Origin of the sequence: Aerophototrophica crusticola, assembly GCF_012913305.1 — a bacterium.
GTDB lineage: Bacteria > Pseudomonadota > Alphaproteobacteria > Azospirillales > Azospirillaceae > Niveispirillum > Niveispirillum crusticola.
Genome location: NZ_CP051775.1, coordinates 1,170,901 through 1,185,614, shown reverse-complemented (window position 1 = coordinate 1,185,614; position 14,714 = coordinate 1,170,901). Strand labels below are relative to the sequence as shown.

The window sequence follows — 14,714 nt, the reverse complement described above, 5'->3', positions numbered from 1 at the left end:
CGCGAGTCGCGGCCCTTTTCGCATCCTTGATTATCGGGCACCTTGCCTCAGGCGCCCTTTTTCTTCAGCACGTAATTCAGCCGACGGACGGCAAGCTGTGCCAGAGCGGCCTGCCCTGCCGCGGCAGGGCCGGAGACGACGATCTCGGTATTGGTGCGCGGGTCGATGGCGGAGACGCGGACATACTGGCCCAAAGGCCGGAACTCCAGCAGGACATCGCTTTCCCGCAGCTCCGCCATGGCTCAGGCGGCCGGGTTGACGCTGAAGCCCGTGTAATCCAGGGACGAGGACCAGAAACGCTCCAGCTTGCGCATGGTCTCGTTGGCGCGGGTCAGTTCCTCGGTGGTCAGGCCATTGCGGTCCAGCGCTTCCACTTGGCGCGCGAACAGGTCCTTGATCTTGTCCCGGAGTGCCAGGCCCTTGTCGGACAGCTTCACCCGGACAGACCGGCGGTCGTGGGCCGACCGCTCCTGGGCCAGGTAGCCGTTCTCATGCATCTTCTTGACGTTGTACGACACATTCGAGCCCAGGTAATAGCCGCGGGCCGTCAGCTCACCCACGGTAAGCTCGTCATCGCCGATATTGTAGAGGATCAGGCTCTGGACGTTGTTGATGTCCTGAACGCCCAGGCGATCCAACTCCACCTTCAGGACTTCCAGGAAGTGCCGGTGCAGCCGTTCGATCAGGAGGATGCTGTCGTAATAGGGTTGCCGCAACGCCGTCTCCGTCTTTTTTGTCTGGCCGCCCTTGGCGGTTAAGCCCGCCTTGGTTTCTACCACGATCGGGGGCCGGCTTCATAAGATTAACGTATCACTCGCCCCCGATCATCTTGAAGATGGCGGGTATGTCCAGGTTGCCGCGGGCGGGCCGGGGAAGCGGCCAACCGCCCCCGGCCGTCACCATCAATCCTCGAACGCCAACTCACCCGCCGTCGGCAGGGTGAAGTGGGATTCGATCATTCCGGCATCGACTTCCTCAAGGCTGGCGGGGGACCATTTCGGGTTCCGATCCTTGTCCACCAGCACGGCGCGGATGCCCTCGTAAAAGTCCTGCCCGCGCATGCAACCCTGCATCATGCGGAACTCCAGGCGCATGGCATCATCGAAATCCAGTTCCACCCCGCGACGCATCTGGGCCAGGGCCAGCTTCAGGCTGGTGGGGGACATGGACAGGATGGTCTTGGCCGTGGCGTCCGCCCATTCCGAGCCTTCCTGGACCAGGGCGGCGAGGATGTCCTCCACCGTGCCGGCCGCGAAGCAGCGGTCGATGGCTTCCCGGTGGCCGGGAAGGGTCGGCTCGCCAACCGAAGCCTCGAAGGTGGCGACCAGATCGTCCACCCGCTTGTGGGGGTCCCCGCCGGACAGGTCGGACCCGGCCAGCAAGTCAACCAGGGCGTCTACCTTATCGGACGGGATGTGGCCGGTGCCGATGCCCATGTAATGCAGGTCCGCCGCCTGCACCCGGGCGCCGGTCAGGGCGAGGTAGGTCCCGAGCTGGCCCGGAAGGCGGGGCAGGAAATAGGTCCCACCCACGTCAGGGAACAGACCGATCCCCGTCTCCGGCATGGCGAACAGGGTCTTTTCCGTGGTCACACGGTGGCTGCCATGCACCGACAGGCCCACGCCGCCGCCCATGGTGATGCCGTCCAGGATGGCCAGGTAAGGCTTGGGGAAGCGCTTGATCCGGCGGTTCAGACGATATTCCTCGGCGAAGAAGGTGGCCGTCAGGGCCCCATCCCCCTCCCCACGCTGCATCGCCTTGCCGGCATCCCACACGGCGCGAACGTCACCGCCAGCGCAGAAGGCGCGGTCGCCGGCCCCGCGGATGACCACCGCCTGCACGGAATCGTCGGCGGCCCAATCCTTCAGAACCGGGGCCATCACCTCGATCATGCCCAACGTCAGGGCGTTCAGCGCCTTCGGCCGGTTCAGGGTGATCAGGCCGATGGCGCCCTTCACCTCACAGGTCACGTCCTGGGTCACGGTCCCTCCCATTTGGTCTTGTGATCGGTTGTCAGGAGGCTGCCCCCAACAGGCGCCGAGCGATGATGACGCGCATGATGCCTGAGGAACCCTGCGGGGAACCGGCGGGCGCGCTGGTCATCGGATAACTGCAAGTCCATGGCACGTCTGGCCTTGTGGCGAAATTGGGGCCTGCTGGAGTGGCCGGATCATAGTGGCGCCCCTCCCCCTGTCAATGCGCCCACCACCCTTGCAAGGCGTAACCCTTCGGGTGAGGGAAGCGCCCGGATGCCGCCGGAACCGCCACCCCCCGGCGACCGTTGTCCAGCCACTTGCCATGAAGCGACCGGAGGGCGGGCCGATGAGGCTCAGCGTCGTGCTGAACAGCGGGGCGGGTTCCCTCCTGGGGCGGTCGCCAGACGAGGCGGTGGCCGAGGTCGAGCACGCCTTCCAGGCGGCCGGCCACCACGTGCAATGCGCCATGGCGCCGGGCCATGACATCGCCGCAGCGATCCGGCGGGCGGTGGAAAGCGACGCGGAGGTGGTTGTCGTGGGCGGTGGCGACGGCACCATCGCCACCGCCGCGCATATCCTGGCCGGCACCGGAAAGGCGCTGGGCGTGCTGCCGCTGGGCACCATGAACCTGCTGGCCCGCGACCTGGGCCTGCCGCTGGAGCTGAAGGGCGCCATCGAGGCCCTGGCGGACGGGGTGGTGGAACCCATGGACATGGCCGAGGTGAACGGGCGGCCTTTCCTGAACAACTCCGTCCTCGGCCTTTATCCCCGGATGGTGCAGGTGCGGGAGCACCATCGCGGCATGCAGGGCATCAGCAAATGGCCGGCCATGACCCTGGCCTTCCTGAAGACGCTGGTGGACTACCCGAAGCTGGAGGTGGTGCTGGAGACGGAGGAAGGCACCAAGCGCCTGCTGACACCCATGCTGGCCGTGGCCAACAACGCCTATGACGAGGGGATGGGCCCCATCCCCGCCCGGTCCAGCCTGAACCAGGGGGTGCTGGGCATCTATGTGGGCAAGCACCAGAACCGGCTGCAGTTCCTGCGCCTGTTCGGCCGCATCCTGGCCGGGCGCTGGGGCGCCGACCCGCAGCTGGACGTGTACCGGCTGCGGGAGGTGACGGTGCATTCCCGCCGCCGCACCCTGCGCGTCGCCAACGACGGGGAGGTCCACTGGATGCTGACTCCGCTGCGCTACCGTATCGTGCCGGGCGGGCTGATGGTCTGGCGGCCGCGGCGGGAAGAATCCGAAAGCGAGGATCCCGCCGCCATGAGGACCAGTGCCTGATGCCCAGCCTGCTCCACATCTCCGACCTGCATTTCGGCCGAACCGACCAGCGTGTGGTGGACGGCCTGCTGGGCGACATCGGCCGGGACCCGCCGTCGATGGTGGTGGTCAGCGGCGACCTGACCCAGCGGGCCCGGCCCAGCCAGTTCAAGGCCGCACGGGAGTTCCTGGACGCCCTGCCCGTGCCCTACATGGTGGTGCCGGGCAACCATGACCTGCCGGTCTACAACCTGCTGGCCCGGTTCAGCGACCCGCTGCGGCACTACCGGCATTACATCAGCCGCGACCTGAACCCGTTCCATCAGGTGGGCGACGTCGCGGTGCTGGGGCTGAACACGGCCCGGTCGCTGATCCTGGACTTCGCCGAGGGGCGCGTGAACCGGCGGCAGATGAAGCGGGTGCGGGATTGCTTCGCCGGGCTGGGGCCGGAGGTGTTCAAGGTGGTCTTCACCCACCACCCCTTCCTGCCGCCGCCGGACAAGCCCGGGGAGCGGCTGGTGGGCCGGGCGCGGCAGGCAGTGTCGGTCCTGGAATCCGCCGGGGTGGACCTGCTTCTGGCCGGCCATCTGCACAAGGCCTATGCCGGCGACGTGATGACCCGCCATGCCCATGTCCGCCGCAGCATCCTGGTGGCACAGGCATCCACCGCCACCAGCACGCGGTTGCGCAACGAGCCCAACGCCTACAACCGCATCGAGCTTGACCCACCCTTCGTCACCCTGCGCGTCCATGCCTGGGAGGGGGCCGGTTTCGTGGCGGGGCTGGAGACCCGGTGGGAGAAGCGGGGCGAGCGGTGGGTCAAGCTGGCGGAAGACACGGGATTGGACGCCGCCGACGCGGCCATGGCGCGGCACGGGTAGCGCGCCTATCCGGCGAGTGTCACGCGGGCCTCCTGGCAAAGGACCCAGCCGTCATTGATTTCGACTTCGATCAACGGACGGCCAACGGTCCCGTCCCGATCCTTTCCCGCCTGCGGCAGGCAGGAGTATCGGACGGATCGTGCCTCCAGCATCGGGCGCGTGGCCTGGATGACAGGCGAGGGAGCTTCCATGAGCATGTAACCCGGTGAGGAGACCACGCTCCTGAACTCGGCGACAGTGCCACGCCGCAGGTAGTCCAGTGGTCCCTGCTGGGCATTCAGGCTGATAAGGAGGTCGGTGAACTCGGCAAAAAACTGGTCCGGGTCAGGCAATGGCGATGCGCCATAGATCACCCCGGCCGGGCCATGCTCCATGACGGCATGACCGGACCCCTGCAAGCCAAGATGCCAGACAGCCAAATCGCCGAACCAGAAGCCGAGTGGTAGCTGGCAATCCACGATGCCACGCAATACGACCCCGAATACGCCAACTTGATCCGGGTTGGCGCCCTCCCTCCACCAGGGGGTGGATTGCATCTGCAGGCGCGCTTCCCAATCGGAGCCGAGGGTGATCTGGTCGAGGCGGATGTAGCAATCATCCCACTCCCAATACTGGTTGAGCGCCAGGAACTCGGCGAGACTGAGATCGGTGGACATGGGGCGGTGCCATCCGGGAATTGGTGTGTCAGCGTAGCAGGACCCGATCGCAGCGCAAATCCGCCGGCACTGCCCTACCGGCAAGCCTGTTGGACCTGGGCCCGCCAGGGGCGTAGCATCCGACCGCAGCAATCCGTCACCCGGACAGACCACCATGCCTGACGACCGTCGCCTTCCCACCCTTCCCTCCCTGGCCGGCGGGGGCTTCCCGCGTACCCGCCTTCGCCGCAACCGGGCCGATGCCTTCACCCGGCGGCTGGTGGCGGAGAACCGGTTGAGCGTGGACGACCTGGTCTGGCCGGTCTTCGTGGTGGAGGGGGAGAACCAGCGCCAGCCCATCGCCAGCATGCCGGGGGTGGAGCGGATGTCCATCGACCTGCTGGTCCCCGCCGTGGCGGAGGCGCAGGCGCTGGGCATCCCCTATGTCGCCCTGTTCCCGGTGACACCGGCGGAGAAGAAGGACCCGGAGGGCACGGAATCCGGCAACCCGGACAACCTGATGTGCCGCACCATCCGGGCGCTGAAGTCCCAGGTGCCGGACATGGGCCTGCTCTGCGACGTGGCCCTGGACCCCTACACCAGCCACGGGCATGACGGCATCGTGCGGGACGGCCGCATCCTGAACGACGAGACGGTGGAGGTGCTGGTCCGCCAGTCCCTGGTGCAGGCGGAGGCCGGCTGTGACGTGGTTGCCCCGTCGGACATGATGGACGGCCGCATCGGCGCCATTCGCGACGCGCTGGACGCCCATGGCCACCAGACCGTCCGCATCTGCGCCTATGCCGCCAAGTATGCCAGCGCCTTCTATGGCCCGTTCCGGGAGGCGGTGCAGTCCGGCGGGTTCCTGAAGGGGGACAAGAAGACCTACCAGATGGACCCGGCCAACAGCGACGAGGCTTTGCGCGAGGTCGCCCTGGACATCCAGGAAGGCGCCGACATGGTCATGGTGAAACCGGGCCTGCCCTATCTGGACATCGTGCGGCGGGTGAAGGACGCCTTCGCCATGCCGACCCTCGCCTACCATGTGAGCGGGGAGTACGCGATGCTGCGCGCCGCCAGCGCCAATGGCTGGCTGGACTATGACAAGGCCCTGCTGGAGACGCTGCTGGGCTTCAAGCGCGCCGGCTGCGACGCGGTGCTGACCTATGGCGCGGTGGACGCGGCGCGGCTGCTGAAGAAGGGCTGACGGCTCAGCCGGCCGACTTCACCGGCGGGGTCTGGGTGGCCGGGGGTGCGGGCGGCGGCACGATATAGGCCGTCGTCGCATCCAGCCGACCGGCACAGGCGATACGGCCCGCACCGGCGTCGAAGGCCTCCGACGCCGGTGGGCGCAGCGTCACCTCCAGCAGCACCATGTCCAGGACCAGGCTGCCGAAAGGCTCCGGCGTGTTGGCGTCGCGGCGGATGTCGCTGTTGAACAGGCGTCGCAGGTACCACTCCGCCCCCGGCGTGCCGGTCAGGAGCTGCTCCTTCACCGCCGCGAACAACTCCCGGCACTGTACCTCCGTCCGTGACTTGGCGGGGGTGGCGAGGGAGAGATAGGCCACCACCCGCCGGTCACCGAACCGGTAATGGGCGCCCACCTTGGCGGGCCCGTCACGGCCCCTATCCAAGGACAGGCTCCGCGCCGCGTAGGACAGGTCCCGTTCCAGCCGCAGCATGCCCCAGTCCATGAGGGTGACAGGCGTGCGGGCCAGGAACTGCGCCAGCTCGGCGCTGGCCGGTTCCTTCGGTGGTTCGGGCGGGGTGGCAGGGCTTTCCTGGGCCAGGGTCGCGCCCGACCCCAGCAACCCTGCCAGCAAGAGCGGCACCATCCAGCGCGCCATGAGAGCCACCCCGTGCCGATGGGTTGAACCTGGATAACGGATTCTACACGCGAATCGCGTTCAGATTAAGCGCCCACATTATCCAGGAAAGCCAGGAGCGCCCGGTCATGCCAGACCCCGCCCCTGCCATGGAAGCCCACATGCCCGCCGCGGGTGGGCAGCAGCGGGACCAGGTTCGGGTGGGCGTGCCAGGGAAAGGACAGGTACGGGTCGCCAGGAATCCAGGGATCGTCCAGCGCGTGGACCAGCAGGGTGGGCACAGCGATGCCGAGCAGGAAGCCGATGGCGCTGTTGACCCGGTAATACTGCTCCGCCCCGCCCCAGCCATTCCAGGGGCCGACGATGGTGTCGTCGAATTGCCAGACGGACTGCGCGGTGGCGGCGGCCCGCACCCAGCGGTCTTCCAGCAGCCCGGCGCCGGCCTGCATCTCCGCCTTCATCTTGCCCAACAGCCACTTGTGATAGGCGCGGTTGTCCGGCGCCAGGAACCGGCGGGAGGAAGAAGCAAGGTCGATAGGGGCGGAGACGGCGCACCCGGCCCGTACCGGCACGGGGAAATCCCCCTCGCCCAAGAACTTCAGTACCGCGTTGCCGCCCAGGGAGTAACCGACCAGGACCAGCCCTTGCCCCGCCAGGTCGGGCGGGAGCTGACTGAGGACGGCACGGATGTCCTGGGTGCGGCCGGCATGGTAGCGCTGGCGGCAACTCCCCGCGCTGGGGCCAGCGCCGCGCAGGTTCAGGCGCAGGACGGGATGCCCGCGGCCCTGCAAGGCCTTCGCCGTGGCGAGGACGTAATAGCTGTCCTGGCAGCCGGTCAGGCCGTGGACCAGCACGGCCAGGGGCTTGTCCCCCGTCCCCCGGTTCAGGGCGCCCAGCAGCACGTCGCCACTGCCGTCCGCCATGGGAAAGCGCAGCAACTCCGCCGGGCCCAGATCGAAGGCCGGACGGACAATGGTGTTGCGGACGGTCTGCAGGTGCGGCCCCTTCCAGGGCCAGCGTTCCCGGAACGGCTCCAGGCCCGGCAGCTTGCCCTCAGGCATCCGCCAGGAACCCGCGGACCAGCGCCACCTGGGACGGGTCCATCAGGGCCGGGGCGTGGGCGGCATCCGGCACCTCAACCGCCTTGGCCCTTGGTCCGGTCTCCTGCATCCGCTTCACCGTCTCCGGCTCCAGCAGGTCGGACTCGGCGCCGCGGATGACCATGGTGGGGCAGCGGATCATGCTCCAGACGGGCCAGAGATCCACATCGGTGATCGCAGCCGAGGTGAAGGCCTTGGCAATGCCGGGGTCGTAGGCGAGGCCGAGCCGTCCATCATCGCGGGTGCGGTAGCCATGTTCCCCCAGGTGCCGCCACTGCTCATCCGTCAGGCGGCCGAAGCCGGCATAGACCTCCCGGAAGTAACCTTCCACGGAGGCCACGTCCTCGAAGATCGGGTCCTTGCCCACATAGTCGCCGATGCGCTGGAGCGCGGCCTGGGGGATGAAGGGGCCCACGTCGTTGATGACCAGCTTGGTGACCGGGCTGTCGGCCTGCGCTGCCAGCAGCATGCCGATCAGCCCGCCCATGCTGGTGCCAACCCACTCCACCGTCTCCACGTCCAGCCGGGCGATCAGCGCGGCCATGTCGGCGAGGTACTGGGGATAGCCATAGAGATCCGGGTTGCGCAGCCAACCGGACTTGCCCCGGCCCACCACATCCGGGCAGACCACGCGGGCATCCAGGCTCTCCGCCAGGTCGCGGGCCAGCACGTCGAAGTCGCGGCCGTTGCGGGTCAGCCCATGCACGCAGACGATGGTGCGGGGGCCGCTGCCCCATTCCGTGTAGGCGACCTTGTGGAACCCCGTCCCCGACAGGCCCAGGAACGACTTCTCCGCAAAATCCACCATCACGTCCCCCTAAGCGAACCGTTCACCCAGAGGGTTCGATAGCATGGCGAGGCGGGAGCGGAAAGGTCCCCGGCTGCCCTACTCCGCCGCCGCGGCTAGGCGGGCGGCCTCGTTGGGGCGCATGGGGGCGGTGGGGAGGAAGGGCTCGTCCTGCACGATGACCGCATGGCCGGCGAAGAAGCCGTTGAAGCGGGTGCGGGTGGCGGTGGTGTAGGCGCCGGCCTGGCCAATCTCGATCCAGTCCCCCTCCCGCACGTCCGCCGGCAGCATGTAGGGGCCGGGGAGTTGGTCGTAGCAGTCGCATGTGGGGCCGAACAGGCCGAAGGGGGCCAGCTCCGCGCTGGGCTGGCCGCCGGGCCGGACCACACGCATGGGCAGGTGGATGCCCGGGAACTTCAGGTCGCAGAGGGAGCCGTAGACCCCGTCGTTCAGGTACAGGAAGCCATCCCGGCGCATCTCCACCCGCACCACCAGGCTGGCGCCGGACGCCACCATGCCCCGGCCGGGCTCGCACCAGATGCAGCAGTCGGCGGGGCGCCGGATGCCGTTCAGCCCCTGGCGGATCGCCTCCATGAAGTCGCCCAATGGCGGGGCGTCGGAACCGACATACTCCGTGGGGAAGCCGCCGCCCACGTCGATCACCGCCGGCTCCACCCCCGCCATATCCAGGCACTGGCGCACCAGCTTCAGGGCGGCCAGGTAGCTGGTGGGGGTCAGGCACTGGCTGCCCACATGGAAGCAGACGCCGGCCCGCAGGCCCCGGTCCTTGGCGGCGGACAGCAGGGCGGCCCCCTGCTCCACCGTGCAACCGAACTTCCCGCCCAAATCATAGACGGCGGCGCCGCGGGCGGTGGCGAGGCGCACCATCACCACCACGTCCCCAGCGCGGCCGGTGCAGTCGGACAGCTTCTCCAACTCGTCCGGGTGGTCCACCACGTAGTGGCGGATGCCGTGCTGGTCATAGGCGGCGCGGATCGATTCCCGGCTCTTCACCGGGTGCATGTAATAGCAGCCGGCCTCGGGGTAGAGGGCGCGGACTTCCGCGATCTCCGGCAGGCTCGCGGTGTCGAAGTGGCGGATGCCGCCCTCCCACAGGGCGCGGACGACCAGGGGTTCCGGGTTGCATTTGACGGCGTACAGCACCTCACCCGGGAAGCTGTCCACGAAGGCGCGGGCACGGCGGGTCAGCTCATGCGGGCGGTAGCAATAGACCGGCTCTTCCGGTTTCAGGGCTGCTACCATGGCGGCGGCATCGGCGAAGGTCTGGATCATGGCCGGCTTCCCGCACGTCTCTGGCGTGGTCACAGGGGGTCCTGGGATGACCCCTGGCGGGCTTAGGGACGGCCTCCCCCCGGTGGCCGTCCCGCGTCCCCTCCCCCAGTCTTTTCCCGGTTTATGCCGGTGGGCCAAGGGCTTGGAAAGGGGGCCGGGAAAAAAGCAATCACGCCCTTCCGCGGAGCCTCCCGACCCGCACTGTCCAAAGCCGCTACCGTTTCAGCCGAAACAAAATTATCACCCAAGGCAGAGGGCGTGACGACTCGCCCGGCGATGTTCCCGGGCCGGGTCACCGATTGTTGGGATGTCAGGGCCGCGTGGCCGGCCGAAGGGAGGGCGCACATGACCGGGACCGAGGGCGTGGAGTACCTTGAGGGCGGTTGCCTTTGCGGCGCGGTGCGCTATCGCATCGCCGGTGCGGTGCCGCCCGACACCGTGGCCTATTGCCATTGCCGCATCTGCCAGCGGTCCAGCGGCGCCCCGGCCATGGCCTGGGCTACCTTCCCTGCTGCCGGGGTGTGGGTGACCCAGGGCACCCCGGCCACCTATCACAGCAGCGCCCAGGGTCTTCGGCAGTTCTGCCGGGACTGCGGCACGCCCCTGTTCTTCGCCTATACGGAGGGGCCGCCGGAGTTGGATGTCAGCGTGGCCAGCCTGGATGAGCCGGGCAAGCTGCCGCCCCAATACCATATCTGGACATCAAGCCGGCTACCCTGGTTCGACACGACAGACAAATTGCCCCGCCACGCGGAAGACGGGCCCGACTGGGCGCCGGAACGGTCAGGGTGAGGCGGGATTACTTGTCCGTGGCCTGGATCGGCAGGATGGTATTGCCGCGGCGGTCGGCCACTTGAACCGGCAGGCGGGCTTCGGGCCCACCCTTCGCCAGGCACGCCGCCAGCTTTTCCGCCCGCAGATCCTTGTAGGCATCGCCGGGCCAGGAAGCCTGGGTCACCCGGGCGCAGCCGGCGAAGCCCTGGTGCTCATCCGCCAGGGCCACATGGCGGGGCGCCTCGGCGGTGGCGCAGGCCGAGAGGAGCAGGAGCGACAGGGCGGGGAGCAGCGGGCGCATGGAAGACACCAAGTCATGTGGCATGACCCGGACGCTACCCCCGGTACCGCACCTGCGAAGTGACCAAAGTCACAAAGGCGATTTGGGGGGCAGGACCGTACCGCATGGCGGCCCTGCCCCCCGCTCATCACGCCCGCGGCTTCACCGAGGCGTCGCCACCGGTGAGGCTAGGCTGGCGCGGGTCGTACTTGCCCAGTTCCCACTTGGCGATCTGGTTGCGGTGCACCTCGTCCGGGCCGTCGGCCAGGCGCAGGGTGCGGGCGTTGGCGTACATCCAGGCCAGCGGGTAATCGCTGCTGACACCGGCGCCGCCGAAGGCCTGGATGGCCCAGTCGATCACCTGGCAGGCCATGTTGGGGGCGACGACCTTGATCATCGCGATCTCGGTGCGGGCCACCTTGTTGCCCACCGTGTCCATCATGGAGGCGGCCTTCAGGGTCAGCAGCCGCGCCTGGTCGATCAGGATGCGGGACTCGGCGATCCGCTCATGCCAGATGGTCTGGGCGGCCACCGGCTTGCCGAAGGCGGTGCGGGTCATCAGGCGGCGGCACATCAGCTCCAACGCCCGCTCCGCCGCGCCGATCAGGCGCATGCAGTGGTGGATGCGGCCGGGCCCCAGGCGGCCTTGCGCGATCTCGAACCCGCGCCCCTCGCCCAGCAGGATGTTCTCCACCGGGACCCGGACATTGTCGAAGGTGACCTCCGCATGGCCATGCGGCGCGTCATCGAAGCCGAAGACCGGTAGGAAGCGCTGGATGGTGACGCCGGGCGTGTCGGTGGGGACCAGGATCATGGACTGCTGGGTGTGCCGGTCGGTCCCGTGCGGGTCCGTCTTGCCCATGACGATCATGATCTTGCAGCGGGTGTCGTTGGCCCCGCTGGTCCACCATTTCCGGCCATTGATGATGTAGGAATCGCCGTCGCGCCGGATCTCCGTGGCGATGTTGGTGGCGTCGGAGCTGGCGACCTCAGGCTCCGTCATGGCGAAGGCGCTGCGGATTTCCCCGGCCAGCAGTGGCTCCAGCCACCGCTTCTTGTGCTCCGCCGTGCCATAGCGGACCAGCACCTCCATGTTGCCGGTATCGGGGGCGGAGCAGTTGAACACCTCCGGCGCCCAATGGCTGCGCCCCATGATCTCGCAAAGGGGCGCGTACTCGGCGTTGGTCAGGCCGGCACCCAGCTCGCTTTCCGGCAGGAACAGGTTCCACAGGCCCTCCGCCCTGGCCTTGGCCTTCAGCTCCTCCAGCAGGGCCACGGGCTTCCAACGGGTGTCGCCGGCCGCGACCTCCGCGTTCAGCGCCGCCTCGTTCGGGTAGATGTGCCGCTCCATGAAGCGGTTGAGCCGGTCCTGCAGGGCGACGACCTTGTCGGTGTAGGCGAAGTCCATGGCGATCCCCTTTGTCTTCCGCCCCCTGCCCCGGGGCCGGTTTGGATGGGAGCATAGACCCGCACCGCCCCGGTCGCCAGTAAATTTTCAAACAAGCGTTTGAAAGAATGAACACCAGGTGTGAGATTGCAGGGCCGGGCAGTCTTGCCCCGCAATTGTGGGCTTGCGAAACGGTCAGGGTTAACGCAACCCTATGGTCGGTCCCCGGTGCGGGGTAACCCTGGACAGATCCACCCCCATGACCGTTCCCCGAACGCGGCGGGTGCCGCAACTGTCATCCCCCTTCGCTGCCAGCCTGACCCTGCCCAACTCCCTGCCTCGCCCGGCGGAGAGCCTGTATCCAGAGATTTTCCGTGTCGGCGACGGATATCCCACCGCGGCGGAGTTCGAGGTCTCGACCCACAACGATGCCAAGGGCTATGGCGTCTATGCCCGCCGGGACTTCGCCCGCGGCTACCGTATCTGCAAGATCAGCGGCACCGTGGTGCATGAAGTGATGCAGCACACGCTGCAGATCGGTCCGGACAGCCACCTGTACGACCCCTACTTCACCGGCTACCTGCTGCATTCCTGCGACCCCAACACCTTCCTGGACATGCAGCGGTTCGAACTGTGGGCCGTGAAGGACATCAGGGCCGGTGAGGCACTGACCATGGATTACGCCAGCACGGAGGACGTGCTGTTCAAGCAGTTCCCCTGCCTGTGCGGCGCCCCGAACTGCCGGAAATGGATCAGCGGCCGGCGGGAGCCCGCCCGCATGCCCAGCCTGGCGGAATGACACTCAGGATTCAGGACTGACGATGCCCCCCGACGCCCTGGCGGCCCCCCAGGCCGACGCCGTTGCCCTGCCCCGCTTCTGGTGGGAGCGACCGGACCTGCGCTATGTGGGCCGCGACCTGTGCCTGGCGGGGGTGAACCTGGCAGAGGCGGCGCGGGCGGCGGGCGGGCCCGCCTTCTTCTATTCCGGCGAACGGGTGCTGGCGAACCTGCGGCGGCTGCGCGCGGCCCTGGACACGACGGGCCTGACCACCCGCATCCGCTATGCCATGAAGGCCAACCGGTACGGGCCGCTGCTGACCTGGATGAAGACGTCGGGCCTGTGCGGGATCGACGCCTGCTCCCCCGGGGAGCTGCGCCACGCCATCCGCTGCGGCTTCCGGGCAGAGGACATCTCCTACACCGCCACCTCGGTCTCAGAAGCGGACTTGGGCGTGCTGGCGCGGCATCCCGGCGCCTGGATCAACGTGGACAGCCAGTCATCCCTGCGGCGCCTCGCCAAGGTGGCGCCAGGCCGGTCCATCGGCATCCGGGTGAACCCGGCCATGGGCGTGGGCTATGGGGAGAACCAGCTGCTGCGCTACAGCGGGGAGCGGACCAGCAAGTTCGGCATCTACCGGGAGCAGTTCGAGGAGACCCTGGCCCTGGCCCGGGACCTGGGCCTGAAGGTGGAAGGCATCCATTTCCATGTGGGCTGCGGCTACCTGAACAACCAGTTGGACGCCTGGGCGCAGGTCGTGCGGGAATGCCTGTGGTTCCTGGACCGGCTGGAGTCGCCCAAGGTGGTGAATCTGGGCGGCGGCCTGGGCGTGCCCCACGTGGCCAGCGACCGGCCGCTGGACCTGGCGCGCTGGGCCGGCATCATCGGTGAGAGCTTCGCCGGCCGTGGCGTGGAGGTCTGGGTGGAGCCCGGCGATTTTGTCGTGAAGGACGCGGGCGTGCTGGTGCTCCAGGCCAACACGGTGGAGCGGAAGCGCAACACCACCTTCGTCGGCGTGGATGGCGGATTCAACCTGGCCATCGAGCCGGTGTTCTACAAGCTGCCCTGCGAGCCCGTGCCGGCCAGCCTTCATGCCGATCCGGCAGCGGCCTGGGCGCCCGAGGCGCTACAGACGGTGACCATCGCCGGCAACATCAACGAGGCGCTGGACCTCTGGGCGGAGAACGTTGCCCTGCCCGTGATGCAGGAGGGCGACTACCTGGCCCTGCTGAACGCCGGCGGCTATGCCAGCGCCATGGGCAGCGACCACTGCATGCGCGCCCAGGCGACGGAGCACCTGTTGGTGTGAACCGTCACCCCATGGCGAAATGCTGGCGGATGATGCGCACGTTGCGGCTGTTGGCCTTCAGGAAGAAATCCGCCACCCAGCCCACCACCGGGATGGCGCCGACGACGAAATCCACGGCCACGTTCAGGGCCATGCGGGCCACCTTGCGCTTTGGCAGGCCCATGCGGGCGCCTTCCACGACGATGTAACCGGCGGTGCTCTTGGCAGCCAGGGTGCCCACCACAGGCACCAGGTTCAGCACTCCGTCCCAACCCACGGGCAGGCGGACACGGCCGACGCGCACCCGCTCATCCATCAAGGCGGCCAGCCGGTTGACCCGGTCATAGCGGCGCTGGACCGCCTCGTTCCGGAACAGCATGGCCTGCATGTGGCATCACCCCCGAAGCAACTCCCATTGTCCCGGAGGTAAGAAGCCGACGGG

17 protein-coding genes are annotated in these 14,714 nt (G+C 68.1%); 6 read left to right on the top strand and 11 right to left on the bottom strand.

Translation table 11 applies throughout. The features are described from left to right. Positions 1 to 47: 47 nt before the first annotated feature. The 3 genes from HHL28_RS05735 to HHL28_RS05725 form a co-directional block, all read right to left on the bottom strand. Positions 48 to 239 carry a DUF6898 family protein gene (locus HHL28_RS05735; RefSeq protein WP_075769301.1) on the bottom strand — a complete coding sequence of 64 codons (192 nt, stop codon included), beginning with the start codon at positions 237 to 239 and terminating at the stop codon, positions 48 to 50. A gap of 3 nt (positions 240 to 242) precedes the next feature. Further along, on the bottom strand, positions 243 to 716 hold the full coding sequence (locus HHL28_RS05730) for a MarR family winged helix-turn-helix transcriptional regulator (protein WP_075769300.1): 474 nt from the start codon (positions 714 to 716) through the stop codon (positions 243 to 245). Positions 717 to 902: 186 nt separating this feature from the next. After that, positions 903 to 1,982, bottom strand: a complete 1,080-nt coding sequence (locus HHL28_RS05725) for an enoyl-CoA hydratase/isomerase family protein (RefSeq protein WP_404326606.1) — start codon at positions 1,980 to 1,982, stop codon at positions 903 to 905. Between the two features lie 340 nt (positions 1,983 to 2,322). Between HHL28_RS05725 and HHL28_RS05720 the strand changes: the two genes are divergently transcribed. Both HHL28_RS05720 and HHL28_RS05715 read left to right on the top strand, forming a co-directional pair. Next, positions 2,323 to 3,264 (top strand): diacylglycerol kinase family protein, encoded by a 942-nt coding sequence (locus HHL28_RS05720; protein ID WP_075769298.1) that lies wholly within the window; start codon positions 2,323 to 2,325, stop codon positions 3,262 to 3,264. Continuing rightward, complete coding sequence (locus tag HHL28_RS05715) at positions 3,264 to 4,124, top strand: metallophosphoesterase family protein (protein ID WP_075769297.1); 861 nt, start codon at positions 3,264 to 3,266, stop codon at positions 4,122 to 4,124. The genes HHL28_RS05720 and HHL28_RS05715 overlap by 1 nt, the downstream gene beginning before the upstream one ends. 5 nt (positions 4,125 to 4,129) lie before the next feature. Here the strand turns inward: HHL28_RS05715 and HHL28_RS05710 are convergent, their stop codons facing one another. Then, positions 4,130 to 4,780, bottom strand: coding sequence for a hypothetical protein (locus HHL28_RS05710; protein WP_075769296.1), 651 nt, complete (start codon positions 4,778 to 4,780; stop codon positions 4,130 to 4,132). A gap of 154 nt (positions 4,781 to 4,934) precedes the next feature. Here HHL28_RS05710 and hemB point away from each other — a divergent pair, with 154 nt between their 5' ends. After that, the gene (gene hemB / locus HHL28_RS05705) at positions 4,935 to 5,966 is read left to right on the top strand and encodes a porphobilinogen synthase (protein WP_075769295.1); all 1,032 of its coding nucleotides are present in this window, start codon (positions 4,935 to 4,937) and stop codon (positions 5,964 to 5,966) included. Positions 5,967 to 5,970: 4 nt separating this feature from the next. Here hemB and HHL28_RS05700 read toward each other — a convergent pair whose 3' ends face one another. From HHL28_RS05700 to HHL28_RS05685, 4 genes are all read right to left on the bottom strand, one after another. Next, positions 5,971 to 6,606, bottom strand: coding sequence for a hypothetical protein (locus HHL28_RS05700; RefSeq protein ID WP_075769294.1), 636 nt, complete (start codon positions 6,604 to 6,606; stop codon positions 5,971 to 5,973). A 65-nt stretch (positions 6,607 to 6,671) separates the two neighbouring features. Further along, positions 6,672 to 7,646, bottom strand: a complete 975-nt coding sequence (locus tag HHL28_RS05695; protein ID WP_075769293.1) for a YheT family hydrolase — start codon at positions 7,644 to 7,646, stop codon at positions 6,672 to 6,674. Further along, the gene (locus HHL28_RS05690; protein WP_075769292.1) at positions 7,639 to 8,493 is read right to left on the bottom strand and encodes an alpha/beta fold hydrolase; all 855 of its coding nucleotides are present in this window, start codon (positions 8,491 to 8,493) and stop codon (positions 7,639 to 7,641) included. Before HHL28_RS05690 ends, HHL28_RS05695 begins: the two co-directional genes overlap by 8 nt. Positions 8,494 to 8,571: 78 nt before the next feature. Beyond that, on the bottom strand, positions 8,572 to 9,765 hold the full coding sequence (locus HHL28_RS05685) for a type III PLP-dependent enzyme (RefSeq protein WP_075769291.1): 1,194 nt from the start codon (positions 9,763 to 9,765) through the stop codon (positions 8,572 to 8,574). Positions 9,766 to 10,110: 345 nt separating this feature from the next. Between HHL28_RS05685 and HHL28_RS05680 the strand changes: the two genes are divergently transcribed. Further along, positions 10,111 to 10,557 (top strand): GFA family protein, encoded by a 447-nt coding sequence (locus HHL28_RS05680; protein WP_075769290.1) that lies wholly within the window; start codon positions 10,111 to 10,113, stop codon positions 10,555 to 10,557. Between the two features lie 7 nt (positions 10,558 to 10,564). Here HHL28_RS05680 and HHL28_RS05675 read toward each other — a convergent pair whose 3' ends face one another. Both HHL28_RS05675 and HHL28_RS05670 read right to left on the bottom strand, forming a co-directional pair. After that, positions 10,565 to 10,840, bottom strand: coding sequence for a hypothetical protein (locus HHL28_RS05675; protein ID WP_075769289.1), 276 nt, complete (start codon positions 10,838 to 10,840; stop codon positions 10,565 to 10,567). A 127-nt stretch (positions 10,841 to 10,967) separates the two neighbouring features. After that, the gene (locus HHL28_RS05670; RefSeq protein ID WP_075769288.1) at positions 10,968 to 12,227 is read right to left on the bottom strand and encodes an acyl-CoA dehydrogenase family protein; all 1,260 of its coding nucleotides are present in this window, start codon (positions 12,225 to 12,227) and stop codon (positions 10,968 to 10,970) included. A 238-nt stretch (positions 12,228 to 12,465) separates the two neighbouring features. On the opposite strand from HHL28_RS05670, the gene HHL28_RS05665 reads away from it, so the two are divergent. Together HHL28_RS05665 and HHL28_RS05660 are read left to right on the top strand one after the other, a co-directional pair. After that, a complete protein-coding gene (locus HHL28_RS05665) occupies positions 12,466 to 13,005 on the top strand; it encodes an SET domain-containing protein-lysine N-methyltransferase (RefSeq protein WP_083698821.1) in 540 nt (179 codons plus the stop codon). Between the two features lie 22 nt (positions 13,006 to 13,027). Next, a complete protein-coding gene (locus tag HHL28_RS05660) occupies positions 13,028 to 14,293 on the top strand; it encodes a diaminopimelate decarboxylase (protein ID WP_075769287.1) in 1,266 nt (421 codons plus the stop codon). Between the two features lie 4 nt (positions 14,294 to 14,297). On the opposite strand, the gene HHL28_RS05655 is transcribed toward HHL28_RS05660, so the two are convergent. Beyond that, positions 14,298 to 14,660, bottom strand: coding sequence for a DUF4112 domain-containing protein (locus HHL28_RS05655; protein WP_075769286.1), 363 nt, complete (start codon positions 14,658 to 14,660; stop codon positions 14,298 to 14,300). Positions 14,661 to 14,714 lie beyond the last annotated feature (54 nt).

Bases quoted from the DNA above. Each gene is read 5' to 3' on its own strand.
- HHL28_RS05735 (WP_075769301.1), bottom strand. From the start codon at position 239: ATGGCGGAGCTGCGGGAAAGCGATGTCCTGCTGGAGTTCCGGCCTTTG.
- HHL28_RS05720 (WP_075769298.1), top strand. From the start codon at position 2,323: ATGAGGCTCAGCGTCGTGCTGAACAGCGGGGCGGGTTCCCTCCTGGGG.
- HHL28_RS05715 (WP_075769297.1), top strand. From the start codon at position 3,264: ATGCCCAGCCTGCTCCACATCTCCGACCTGCATTTCGGCCGAACCGAC.
- HHL28_RS05710 (WP_075769296.1), bottom strand. From the start codon at position 4,780: ATGTCCACCGATCTCAGTCTCGCCGAGTTCCTGGCGCTCAACCAGTAT.
- hemB (WP_075769295.1), top strand. From the start codon at position 4,935: ATGCCTGACGACCGTCGCCTTCCCACCCTTCCCTCCCTGGCCGGCGGG.
- HHL28_RS05700 (WP_075769294.1), bottom strand. From the start codon at position 6,606: ATGGCGCGCTGGATGGTGCCGCTCTTGCTGGCAGGGTTGCTGGGGTCG.
- HHL28_RS05695 (WP_075769293.1), bottom strand. From the start codon at position 7,646: ATGCCTGAGGGCAAGCTGCCGGGCCTGGAGCCGTTCCGGGAACGCTGG.
- HHL28_RS05690 (WP_075769292.1), bottom strand. From the start codon at position 8,493: ATGGTGGATTTTGCGGAGAAGTCGTTCCTGGGCCTGTCGGGGACGGGG.
- HHL28_RS05685 (WP_075769291.1), bottom strand. From the start codon at position 9,765: ATGATCCAGACCTTCGCCGATGCCGCCGCCATGGTAGCAGCCCTGAAA.
- HHL28_RS05680 (WP_075769290.1), top strand. From the start codon at position 10,111: ATGACCGGGACCGAGGGCGTGGAGTACCTTGAGGGCGGTTGCCTTTGC.
- HHL28_RS05675 (WP_075769289.1), bottom strand. From the start codon at position 10,840: ATGCGCCCGCTGCTCCCCGCCCTGTCGCTCCTGCTCCTCTCGGCCTGC.
- HHL28_RS05670 (WP_075769288.1), bottom strand. From the start codon at position 12,227: ATGGACTTCGCCTACACCGACAAGGTCGTCGCCCTGCAGGACCGGCTC.
- HHL28_RS05665 (WP_083698821.1), top strand. From the start codon at position 12,466: ATGACCGTTCCCCGAACGCGGCGGGTGCCGCAACTGTCATCCCCCTTC.
- HHL28_RS05660 (WP_075769287.1), top strand. From the start codon at position 13,028: ATGCCCCCCGACGCCCTGGCGGCCCCCCAGGCCGACGCCGTTGCCCTG.
- HHL28_RS05655 (WP_075769286.1), bottom strand. From the start codon at position 14,660: ATGCAGGCCATGCTGTTCCGGAACGAGGCGGTCCAGCGCCGCTATGAC.